Raw genomic sequence first — 12,238 nt, 5'->3', positions numbered from 1 at the left:
AGGTGAACTCGCTCCTACCACCGCATCAGTACTGAGCTGCATGATCGGAGGTGGTTTACCCGCCGAGCTATTAGGCTTCCCAAACAAAAAGAATAAAACATCCTTCTTCGTAGCGAGCTAGGGCCTTATTAGAGAAACCCGTTGCAGCAATGCGACGGGTTTTTTGCTGTTTGGAATTTAGAAAAGCTCGCAAGGTAATCAACACATCGCGAGGTAAACTCGCTCCTACCACCGAATACACAGCATTGTGGGAGTGCACGCATCCATGCGCTCATTTCCTATGTTGCTAAACAGCGCTTCTGAAATTGATTATGAAAAGACGACAGTTTTATTGCCGTTAATGAAAAGCTTATGCTCGCAGGCTAATTGTAACGCGTTACAAAATACTGTTTTTTCAATGTCTCTACCGATTTTTGCCATCTCTTCAGCATTTTGAGCATGGCTAACTTGCGTGACATTTTGGGCAATAATAGGCCCCTCATCTAATTCATCATTAACAAAGTGAGCGGTAGCACCAATAATTTTCACGCCACGCTCAAATGCCTGATGGTAAGGTTTTGCACCGATAAAGGCAGGCAAGAATGAGTGGTGAATATTGATAATTTTCCCGTCAAAGCGTGATACAAATTCCGGTGTTAAGATCCGCATATACTTTGCCAAGCCAACAATATCAGGATCATATTGTGCGATTAAATCGGCCATTGCACTGTCGTGTTCAGCTCTACTCAACCCTTCATGTGATACCAGATGAAAAGGAATACCAAATCCTTTAACAAGGGGTTCCAACGTATCATAGTTTGCGATAACTGCTTGTACTTCAATATTGAATGCTTGTTCGTATTGTTTAAGCAACACGCCGCCTAAGCAGTGCGCTTCCTTCGTCGCAAGTAGCACCACTTTTGTTCGTTCTTGCCCGTAAAGGTTTAACTTGGCGCCAATTGGTAATGACTGACGAAGTTGTGCTAGAAAGTTATCACTGGGTGTGCCTGTGAGCTCTGTACGCATAAAGAAACGCTGTCCTTCTTTATCTACAAACTCATTATTTCGCGTGATGTTTAAGTCGTGCTCATGACAAAGGCTAGTGATCTTCGCGATCAGTCCTATGTCATCTTTGCACTCTGTCGTTAGTATGTAACTCATTACCTCATTCCAATTCGTCTAAGCGAACTTTCAGAATACTGCGAATTGGCAGTGAGATAAATGCTTACCAACAAAAAACTTTGCGATTGCTATCGTATTCAACAGCTGTCTGTGCGCTCACCGTCCATGATTGAGCAGAGCCTTGAGTTTTGCTGGCTTTACTGGCTTAGACAGATAATGGATCTGTTCATTCTTAGCGGCGACTTTTACTTCTTCATCCCTCACAGCGGTAATTAAAATAGCAGGAACCGTATTTTGCCACGCGGTGCGTAGCGATTTGATCAAAGAGATCCCATCACAGTTATCGTTAAGTTGGTAATCCATTAGAATAACATCTGGTGCAAGATTATGTTTTGCGTAAGCAAGCGCGTCCTCTACTTTGTAAAACAGCTGATAGTAGCAATGCCATTTATCTAGCAGGCTCGCCATGGCTTCTAGGTTTTTCGGATCGTCATCAACCGCGATGACATTAAGTTGAGTTTTGCTTTGCGGTTTTTGGCTAATATCTTCTTTTACTTGGAGTAAATCCACATTGCCATAGGGTATGTCTATGGCAAAGCGGCTGCCTTGATTGACAACCGAGTTCACTGAAATTGTAATGGATAATAGATCGCATAGACGTTTTACAACACCAAGCCCAAGCCCAATACCTTTATTATCGCCTGCTTGAATACGATAAAAATCGTTAAAGATCTTATTCTGCTCATGGTTTGAAATTCCAGGACCGGTATCCCATACTTCAAGCCTCAAACTATGTTTACGGCGGCGACAGGCGATAAGCACTTTGCCATTGTCGGTATATTTAACTGCGTTGGAAACCAGATTTTGAATGATCCGGCGTAGGTAAGTGGTGTCGCTGTGTACAATGCTGTGGGAGCTTCTCACCTTAAGTTCGAGACCTTTCTCTTTTGATATAATGGCATACTCATTTGCCAGTGGTAGTAAGATATCGTCAATGTTGAAATGCCTAGGAGTGGGCTTCATTGCACCTTGTTCAAGTTTTGCAATATCTAAAAGCGCACTCATCAGGTGTACAGTAGAGTCCAGGCTGTCGGTGAGTTTTTCAAAGTTACCCTGATCTTTACTTACTAAATTGTTGGTATCAATCGCTGCTAGGTAAAGACGTGCGGCATTGAGTGGTTGCAAAATATCATGACTGGCAAGCGCTAAGAAGCGGGTTTTACTCTCATTTGCTTGTTCTGCTTCTTTTTTAGCGGCCATTAACGCCTGCTCTGTTTCGTGACGATTGGTTATTTCAGCTTTAAGATCCATATTAATGGTGCGGATCTCTTGGGTTCTAGCCTCAATACGGTTCTCTAGATCCATATTGATTTCTTCCAGTGCGTTTTGCGTCGCAATATGTGTGGTAATATCTGAAAAACTCGTCACAAACCCGCCTTCTGGCAGCGGGTTCCCCGTCATCTCAAATACTTGGCCATTACGACGGTGGCGAATAAAGTGGTGAGGGGTGCCATTTTTCAGATGTTGAACTCGTTTATCGACGTGTTTATCAATTTCTCCAGGTCCGCATTCACCACGTTCGGCGTTAAAGCGGATCACTTCCTCTATAGGTTGTCCAACTTCTAAGAAACCATCTGGATAGGCGAACATCTCGTGATAGCGCTTGTTCCATGCAACGAGTTTTAGATCTTTATCAACAACGGAAATTCCATGGCTTAAATTTTCTAATGAGGTATAAAGTAAGTTTTGGTTGAACTGTAATGCTTGTGTGGTTTCATCAAAAAAGTTAACCACCTCTTCAAATGCCATTTGGCGACCAGAGGATACGGTACGGATAAGAGCTTGGGCTGATGAAGCACCGAGCACTCCCGTGAGTGCGCGCTCGCAGAATGAGATAAATTCAGGGGCTGGGTACGCGTCATTATCTTCTAAAATATTATTTTGAGCATAGTGCCCGAGCAGTTGCTGACTGCGTTGAACCCCCAAGAAGGTTTGTAGCAGTACTTTAAAGTCATACACGGTAGCGCGAACCTGTTTATTCAAGCGTTTAGATAGTGCAGCCTGATCTTTTGGGTTTACGAATGCAGCGGCTTGAATACGGTCGATTAGGCGCTCCTGTGCACCGATAGAAAAGCTAATATAACAACTAATGTTGGCGAGCAGTGCAAGTAAAGTTCCTCGGGTGATAAGGGTTTGACGCATTTCATAATCAAGTAATCCACCGGCTTCCAAAATTGGAAACATAAGAAATAGCATCCAACAGATAAAGCCCGCGATGAGCCCGGCATATACACCATACGCATGGCCTTTACGCCAATAAAGTCCACCGACAATAGCAGGCAATAGCTGAGTAACCAATGAGAAGGCAACTAAACCCATATTCGCGAGTGCTTCACCATGGCCAAACCATTGCTGGTACATGTATGAAAGTAACAAGATTGCGGCGATAACAAAGCGTCGAACTAAGAGTATTTGACTCTTAAAGCTGCTATTTAGAATGTTCTTCTTAAATTTATGCTTAAACAACAAAGGCAATATCACATCGTTCGATAACATAGTACTGAGTGTCAGTGTTGCAACGACTATCATGGCAGTTGCCGCAGATAAACCGCCGATAAATACAAATGTAGCGAGGATCGGATGTTCCATCATGATAGGTAAAGCGAGTACGAAACTATCCGGTGCAGCACCATAGCCGATGTCAGGATGGATAGCGGCAGTAGCGATTGGGATAATCATGGCTGCTATCAACAACAGGTAAAGCGTAAATGCCCAGCGTGCGGTTTTTAAGTGTGAAGTGTTGTGGTTATCTACCACTACAACATGAAATTGTCGTGGCAAACAGACGATGGCAGCCGCTGCCATGAGCGTTTGTCCAACGAAGTTGAAGTTAAAGAAATCAAAAGATTGCCAATGTTTGCTCAGTGCTTCAAATGAGTCGGGAACTTGAGCTAAGGATTGCCATGCAAGCACAGCAACAATACCGAGTGCGAGTAGTTTAACGATAGACTCAAAAGCAACGGCCAACATCAATCCTGAGCGATACTCAGTCACATCTACTTTTCTAGTGCCAAAGAAAATTGCGAATAATGCCATGATCAAGGTGCCAGCCAATGCGAGTGCTGTGCCCGACACTTGCTCGTCCTGCTGTAATAATAAGAAGCTACTACTCAAGGCTTTGAGCTGAAGTGCAATATACGGAATGGTAGCCAATAGGGCTATCATCGTTACCATGACGGCCGTCGTTTGGCGTTTACCGTATCGTGCTGAAATGAAGTCGGCAATGGTGGTGATATTCTGCTTTTTACTGACCAATATGAGTTTACGTAAAAACCCCTGACCGAACAAAAACAGTAAAATGGGGCCTAAAAGAATGGGGAAGTAATGCCAGCTACTGGTGGCCGCAGTACCTACCGAGCCGTAATAAGTCCAAGAGGTACAATAAATCCCTAAGGAAAAGGCATAAACAAACGGATGATGACTAATTTTGAGTGCGCGGGGGGTGGTTTTATCTCCCCAGTTGGCGAGCCAAAAAAGTACACCAATATAAGCAGCGGCAACGAGGAGTAAAATGGCAGTCATAGTGTTTGTTATAGTTTTTGTTGTTTATACCGTCATACTTTAGCAAACAAATGGCACCCATAGTCTAGTTTACTGTATAATTTTATTTGAGCTTTTAATCTTATTAACAATCAAAGTGTTAGGTTTTTATTTGGTAAGTAAGGGCGTTCATTCACCATTCAAGTTAGACTAATGTCTTACTGTCGTATCTATTCATTGAAAATACATCTTCATCCAACCTGCTTTGACTTATCCTTTTGTTTGTAAAGACTTTTTAATTCTTATGAATACTATACATCTGCAGTTTACGTAAACGTTAACTTGCCGTTACGACTAAGGTCTCAATTTCAACTTACCAAGCCGTTGCTACTCTCATTAAGGTCTATTAACACAACTTGCTCTATGTTGGAGCGGGTGATAGGAGATTTAAAATGGCTTTTAAAAGTGAAGAACAAGCGAAAGCATATTGGTCAGAAAATCTCGCCTTGATGTTTAAGCTACTCGCTATTTGGTTTGTCGTCTCATTTGGATTTGGCATTCTGTTAGTTGATGTGCTCAACGGAGTTCGTTTTTTTGGATTTAAACTCGGATTTTGGTTTTCTCAGCAAGGCGCAATTTATACTTTTGTTGCGTTAATTTTTGTCTACGTTTCAAAAATGAATGCATTAGACAAAAAATACGGCGTGGACGAGTGAGGGGCTAATCGATGGATGTTCAAATTTTAACTTTTATTATTGTCGGCCTTAGTTTTGCGCTCTATATCGGTATCGCTATCTGGGCGAGAGCTGGGTCCACGAATGAATTCTATGTTGCTGGCGGCGGCGTACCTCCTGTTGCAAACGGTATGGCAACTGCTGCAGATTGGATGAGTGCAGCGTCCTTTATTTCAATGGCGGGGATTATTTCCTTCGCTGGTTACGACGGCGGTGTTTACCTTATGGGGTGGACCGGCGGTTATGTATTACTTGCTCTGTGTTTAGCACCTTATTTGCGTAAATTTGGTAAGTTCACGGTACCTGATTTTATCGGTGATCGTTACTATTCTCAGGTTGCACGTGTGGTTGCGATTTTGTGTGCTATCTTCATCTGTTTTACCTATATTGCAGGTCAAATGCGTGGTGTTGGTGTGGTGTTTTCTCGTTTCCTCGAAGTGGATATCGAAACGGGCGTTTACATCGGAATGGTGATTGTATTCTTCTACGCGGTACTTGGCGGTATGAAGGGGATCACTTATACGCAGGTCGCTCAATATTGTGTACTTGTCTTTGCTTATTTAGTTCCTGCTATTTTCATTTCACTGATGATGACAGGCCATTTGCTACCACAAACCGGTTTTGGCGCAACGTTGGCTGATGGTTCGGGCACCTATCTACTCGACAAGCTAGATGGACTTAGTACCGAGCTCGGTTTTGCGCAGTACACCGAAGGCTCTAAGAGTATGGTTGATGTGTTTGCGATTACCGCTGCACTTATGGTTGGTACTGCTGGTCTACCACATGTAATCGTTCGCTTCTTTACCGTTCCTAGAGTAAAAGACACACGTATTTCAGCCGCTTGGACTTTAGTATTTATCGCTATCGTGTATACAACAGCACCGGCTGTTGCATCGTTCGCTCGTGTGAATATGATCGACACGATTAACGGTAAAGATGGTAGTGGTACGGTTTATGAAGAAGCACCACAGTGGGTGAAAAACTGGGAAAGAACAGGCCTAATCGTGTTCAACGATAAGAATGGTGATGGCAAAATGCAGTACTCTGCGGGCAAGATTGATGATCCAGCAAGTGCAAACGAGGTGAAGATCGACCGCGATATTATGGTATTAGCAAATCCAGAAATTGCGAATCTACCTGCATGGGTGATTGCACTGGTCGCCGCAGGTGGTATTGCTGCGGCGCTCTCGACAACTGCTGGCTTGCTATTGGTTATTTCAACATCGGTATCACATGACTTGTTGAAACGTACCATTAAACCGGATATCAACGATAAACAAGAACTGCTGGCTGCGCGTTTAGCTGCGATGGTAGCGATTGGGATCTCAGCATATTTTGGCATAAACCCGCCAGGGTTTGTTGCATCGGTAGTTGCATTTGCCTTCGGATTGGCTGCGGCGAGTTTCTTCCCTGCAATTATCATGGGGATATTCTCTAAGCGCATGAATAAAGAAGGTGCGATTGCCGGCATGGTAACGGGTATAGGTTTCACTGCGGCTTATATTATTTACTTTAAGTTTGTCAGCCCTGAGCTAAATGCCCCTGCAAACTGGTTGTTTGGGATTTCTCCTGAGGGGATCGGTATTGTAGGTATGCTAGTGAACTTCCTTGTAGCTGCACTGGTTATGAAGGTGACTGCGGATACACCTGAAGAAGTCAAAGTGATGGTTGATGGGATCCGTAATCCGAAAGGATCTAGCGCTGCTCACGCACACTAAGCAATGCTAATCGAATTTGCCCAGCCAGCGTGCTGGGCAAATTTGTTTTTGATAGTGCAAAATTGTAGACGATTAAAAGGACAGTTAGGTATGACGCCAGAAATTCAAGATGTCTTTCAGTTTGTTTATAAACAAGCCCCGTTTTCTGAATTGCCCGAAGCGGCTGCCAGCTACTTTTCAAAACATATCGAAATTGTTTATCTTAGCCAGACGAATCAACAAGATTGGCTTCAAGATGGCAAGCCAAATCTATATTTGCTGCGCTCAGGTGTAGTTGATCTTATCTCAGCTAAAGACGAAGTCATTGGTCGTATGAGCGAGGGAGACTACTTTGGTTATCCTTCTTTATTAACCGGTGATGCCATTCAAAATCACATCGAAGTTCAAAAAGATGGCTTGGTTTATATTCTCAATGAGCAGAACTTTGATTTTTTGCGCCGAGAATACAAATCGTTTGAGCAATACTTTGTTAGAGCACATGCTAACCGACTACTTTCTTCTCGTTATAAACAGCAGAGCGAAACTTGGTCAGAGCGGAAAATATCTGAGCTAATGACTAAAGATGCGGTTACTATCGCGCCAACAGCGAGTATTCGTGACGCTGCCAAATTGATGAGCCAGCATCGTGTTTCATCAATTATGGTCACGGAGCAAGCGCGCTTGGTTGGTGTTGTGACGGATAGAGATCTGCGCAATCGAGTTCTAGCGCAAGACAAAGATCCCAGTGCTCCACTTGCTGAGATCATGACGGAAAAGCCAAAACATATTTTTGAAAACAACCGTGTGTTTTCGGCCCTGCATTTAATGCTTAAGCACAATATTCATCATTTGCCTGTGTTAAATGAAGCATATAAACCACTGGGCATGCTGACCAGCACCGATCTGCTGAGACAGCAAAAAAGTGATCCAGTGCAGCTTATCGGCAGGATCTACAAAGCACAAAACCTTTTGGCTATCAAAAGCTGTGCTCAGGAGATCCCGGATCTATTACGTCAATTTTCCTATCATATCGAAGATATTTCATTGATTGGCAAACTACTAAGCGGCCTCACTGATGCACTAACATCAAGATTAATCTATTTATATCAACAGCAACATGGCGCCGCGCCTTGCCGCTTTGCGTGGATCTGTTTTGGCTCTCAGGCACGGGAAGAGCAGACCTTACATTCAGATCAGGACAATGGTTTATTGCTACCAGACAATATCAGCGAAAACGATCGCAGTTACTTTGCTGCTTTAGGCGCGTTTGTCTGTGAGCAACTCAACGAGTGCGGTATTCAATCTTGCCCGGGAAATATCATGGCTAGTAATATAGATTGCCGTGGCACAGTTGCCCAGTGGACCGCCAAATTTAGCAATTGGATCTTGTCTCCTACGCCAAAAGCGATGCTTAATTGCAAGATCTACTTTGATATGCGTTTTATTGATGGCGCCAGCGATCTCTATGCGACCCTTCGTCAATCTTTGGATCAGATCAGTCGGAATGAGCTGTTTTATGCGGCAATGGCGACAGACATCAACGCAAATTCGGTACCGATCGGGATCTTTCAACAATTTAAGCTGGAAAAAGACAAGAGCAAACATAAGTATTTAGATCTTAAAAAACGTGGGGTTGCTATTATCAACGATGTGGTTAGGTTGTATGCGCTAAAGGTTGGGGTTGCAAGAGCTAACACATTAGAGCGCCTAGAGGCACTGACTAAAAGCCCATTACTTGCTAAGTCGGATATCGACAATTTAAAAGACTGTTGGCGGTTCTTAACACAATTGCGGTTAAAGACTCAAATCAACCATGAAGGATTACCAGGAAATTGTATTAACCCAGAAAACCTCTCTTCTCTAGAACGGCATCAACTCAAAGAAGCATTTTATTTAGTAAAACAAGCACAGCAGGCGAGTGCGTTTAAGTTTGCTCGAGGGAGTTTATAAGCAATGAACTGGTTTTCTCACTCTATTGCTAAGTGGCGCTATAAACATCTGCCGTTTGCGCAAGCCGAGTTAGTGGTGCTAGACCTTGAGCTCACCGGGCTTGATCCTAAGCGCCATGAAATTGTGTCGGCTGGTTGGTTGCCGATTAAAAATATGCGGATCCAAGTGAAAGATGCGCAGTATCATTTGAACAGTGAGGTGCGAACGCTTGCACAAAGTCCAGTTTTCCACGGTATTAGTAGTAGTCGATTGGCTGAGGGTGAATCCTTACAAACTTTGTTGCTGGCGCTTCAGCGCGCGCTCCACGGTAAAGTGTTGGTATGTCATAATGTACAGATGGATTGGGCGTTTCTTAAGGCAGCATTTCAGCGCTTTGAACTAAATGTAAGACCTGCCTTGCTATTAGATACTATGCAGATAGACAAGCGTCGTGTATTAAAGCAAGGCTATCCGTTGGCGCAAGATGCATTAACACTAAACGCTTGTAGAATGCGTTATGGTTTACCTCCTCATCAATTGCATGATGCGCTCAGCGATGCTTTAGCGACAGCGGAGCTACTGTTGGCGCAATCTCAGGCCATTTGTGCTGGCGGTAAATGTAAAATTGCGGATTTAACTTGAGGTAAAAAATTGCCCTAGCCTCTTACACATTTTACTCAGGTCGATTACAATAGCGCCATCAAAACGAAGGGGAACTTTCGTACTTGCGACTTCATGGATTTTCAATTTAATGACAATCAAGCTTGCAATTAATGGCTTTGGTCGAATAGGGCGTAATATCGTAAGAGCACTCTATGAGTCGGGTCGTCACCACGAAATACAAATTGTAGCCATCAATGAGTTGGCGGATCCTAAAGGGATCGCGCATCTTCTAAAATACGACACCTCACATGGGCGTTTTGCTTTTCCAGTTTCGTTAACAGAATCTTTTTTGGAAGTAGCTGAGGATAAGATCCAGTTATTTTCAGAGCCGGATCCAAGTCACCTGCCTTGGCGCGCGCTAGATGTTGATGTGGTGCTTGATTGCACAGGCGTCTATCATTCTCGTCAGCACGCACTTGCGCATATTCAGGCAGGGGCAAAGAAAGTATTATTTTCACATCCCGCGGATGCTGATGTTGATGCGACGGTGATCTTTGGTATCAACGAAGAGATACTGTCACCTGAGCACACAATTGTGTCTAACGGCTCATGCACAACGAACTGTATTGTTCCGGTAATTAAAGTGCTAGACGATAAGTTTGGTGTTGAGTCTGGCGCTATTACGACTATTCACGCCTCTATGCATGATCAACAAGTGATTGATGCTTATCACAGTGATTTACGGCGCACGCGCGCGGCAAGCCAATCCATCATCCCTGTTGATACTAAGCTTGCTCGCGGTATTGAGCGTATTTTACCTAAGTTCCAAGGTCGTTTTGAGGCGATCGCGGTACGGGTGCCAACAATCAATGTTACGGCGATGGATCTGAGTGTGACGCTCAATGAAAATGTCACAATTGATGCGGTAAACTCGGTTCTAAAACAGGCCGCTGGTGGTCGTTTAGAAGGGGTACTAAGCTACACTGAAGAGCCGCTAGTGTCGGTTGATTTTAATCACGATCCACATTCTTGTATTATCGATGGTACGCAAACTCGAGTGAGTCACAAGCGCTTAGTTAAGCTGCTAGTTTGGTGTGATAACGAGTGGGGTTTTGCTAATCGTATGCTTGATACCGCTTGCGTGATGATGCGTGGCTAATCATTTGTTTCAGACGCTGTTATAATCAAATTGTCTGCACAAAATTAAAACAATAATTCAAACCGAGGTAGTAAACGATTGCTGCCTTGTAGATAACAAAATGTATCGTTCTTTAAGGAGATGTCCAATGTCAGTCATTAAGATGGCGGATTTAGATTTAAACGGCAAGCGTGTGTTGATCCGCGAAGACCTAAATGTGCCAATTAAAGATGGCAAAGTCGCGTCGGACGCGCGGATCCGTGCTGCACTACCTAGTATCAAATTAGCGCTAGAAAAAGGTGCTAAAGTGATGGTGATGTCTCACCTAGGTCGTCCAACCGAGGGAGAATATGATGCACAATACTCCATGCAGCCGGTTGTGGATTATCTTAATGATGCGTTATCTCAAGATGTACGTTTAGTGACTGACTATCTAGACGGCGTGGATGTACAAGACAATGAAGTTATCGTATTCGAAAACGTGCGTTTTAACGTTGGCGAGAAGAAAGACGATGAAGTACTCGCGAAAAAACTAGCTGCGCTTTGTGATGTCTACGTGATGGATGCCTTTGGAACTGCACACCGCGCACAGGCTTCAACACACGGTGTTGGCTTGTACGCTGAGGTGGCTTGTGCAGGCCCATTGCTTGCAGCTGAACTCGACGCGCTTGGCAAAGCACTAGATAACCCAGCTCGTCCTTTGGTGGCCATCGTTGGCGGCTCTAAAGTATCAACTAAACTAACGGTGCTTGATTCATTATCTAAGGTTGTTGACCAACTCGTGACTGGTGGCGGTATTGCTAATACTTTCATTGCTGCAGCGGGTAACCCTGTTGGTAAGTCGCTGTACGAAGCGGATTTGATCCCTGAAGCGAACAAGCTAGTGGCTGCTGCCAGAGCGAATGACGGCGATATTCCTGTTCCGACTGATGTGGTTGTAGGTAATGAGTTTTCAGAATCTGCAGTTGCGACGATTAAAGATGTAAGCGAAGTTTCAGACGAAGACATGATCTTCGACATCGGTCCTGATACTGCAACTCAACTTGCAGAGATCATTGCGAGTGCTGGCACTGTGGTTTGGAATGGCCCTGTGGGCGTATTTGAATTTGACCAATTTGGTAATGGTACTGAAGCGATTGCCAATGCCATCGCTAAGTCGTCAGCATTCTCAATTGCTGGTGGTGGCGATACGTTAGCTGCTATCGATAAGTATGGTGTTGAGCAAGATATCTCTTATATTTCTACAGGTGGTGGTGCTTTCCTTGAATTCCTTGAGGGGAAAACACTTCCTGCGGTCGCAATGCTTGAGCAGCGAGCGAAAGACTAAAATTGATTGAGGTAGCGTTAAGCTGCCTCTTAATATCAGGTAAACATCACTCTCTCACATACTTGATGTTTACTTGACGACGCGTAGCGTCCGGTTAGCCAACAAATAAAATGGTTAACTTCATCAGCGTTGGCTGGTGTAAACATATTATCCGTTCAAACCGATAGCG

8 protein-coding genes are annotated in these 12,238 nt (G+C 44.0%); 6 read left to right on the top strand and 2 right to left on the bottom strand.

Going from position 1 to position 12,238, the window contains the following annotated elements; genetic code table 11:
* Positions 1-309: 309 nt before the first annotated feature.
* On the bottom strand, positions 310-1,140 hold the full coding sequence (gene purU / locus CWC03_RS01680) for a formyltetrahydrofolate deformylase (protein ID WP_138580325.1): 831 nt from the start codon (positions 1,138-1,140) through the stop codon (positions 310-312).
* Positions 1,141-1,257: 117 nt separating this feature from the next.
* On the bottom strand, positions 1,258-4,683 hold the full coding sequence (locus CWC03_RS01675) for a PAS domain-containing hybrid sensor histidine kinase/response regulator (RefSeq protein WP_138580324.1): 3,426 nt from the start codon (positions 4,681-4,683) through the stop codon (positions 1,258-1,260).
* 410 nt (positions 4,684-5,093) lie between these two features.
* On the opposite strand from CWC03_RS01675, the gene CWC03_RS01670 reads away from it, so the two are divergent.
* The 6 genes from CWC03_RS01670 (at position 5,094) to CWC03_RS01645 (ending at position 12,069) form a co-directional block, all read left to right on the top strand.
* The gene (locus CWC03_RS01670; protein WP_138580323.1) at positions 5,094-5,357 is read left to right on the top strand and encodes a DUF4212 domain-containing protein; all 264 of its coding nucleotides are present in this window, start codon (positions 5,094-5,096) and stop codon (positions 5,355-5,357) included.
* 11 nt (positions 5,358-5,368) lie between these two features.
* Positions 5,369-7,093 (top strand): sodium:solute symporter family protein, encoded by a 1,725-nt coding sequence (locus CWC03_RS01665; protein ID WP_138580322.1) that lies wholly within the window; start codon positions 5,369-5,371, stop codon positions 7,091-7,093.
* A 90-nt stretch (positions 7,094-7,183) separates the two neighbouring features.
* The gene (locus tag CWC03_RS01660) at positions 7,184-9,022 is read left to right on the top strand and encodes a DUF294 nucleotidyltransferase-like domain-containing protein (RefSeq protein ID WP_138580321.1); all 1,839 of its coding nucleotides are present in this window, start codon (positions 7,184-7,186) and stop codon (positions 9,020-9,022) included.
* A gap of 3 nt (positions 9,023-9,025) precedes the next feature.
* On the top strand, positions 9,026-9,643 hold the full coding sequence (locus CWC03_RS01655) for a 3'-5' exonuclease (RefSeq protein WP_138580320.1): 618 nt from the start codon (positions 9,026-9,028) through the stop codon (positions 9,641-9,643).
* Positions 9,644-9,752: 109 nt separating this feature from the next.
* The gene (epd, locus tag CWC03_RS01650) at positions 9,753-10,763 is read left to right on the top strand and encodes an erythrose-4-phosphate dehydrogenase (protein WP_017216577.1); all 1,011 of its coding nucleotides are present in this window, start codon (positions 9,753-9,755) and stop codon (positions 10,761-10,763) included.
* A 127-nt stretch (positions 10,764-10,890) separates the two neighbouring features.
* Positions 10,891-12,069: a phosphoglycerate kinase gene (locus CWC03_RS01645; RefSeq protein WP_099031641.1), complete on the top strand. Its 1,179-nt coding sequence runs from the start codon at positions 10,891-10,893 to the stop codon at positions 12,067-12,069.
* Positions 12,070-12,238 lie beyond the last annotated feature (169 nt).

The organism is Pseudoalteromonas sp. S2755, assembly GCF_005886535.1.
Lineage (GTDB): Bacteria > Pseudomonadota > Gammaproteobacteria > Enterobacterales > Alteromonadaceae > Pseudoalteromonas.
This window is presented reverse-complemented; position numbering and strand designations above follow the sequence as displayed.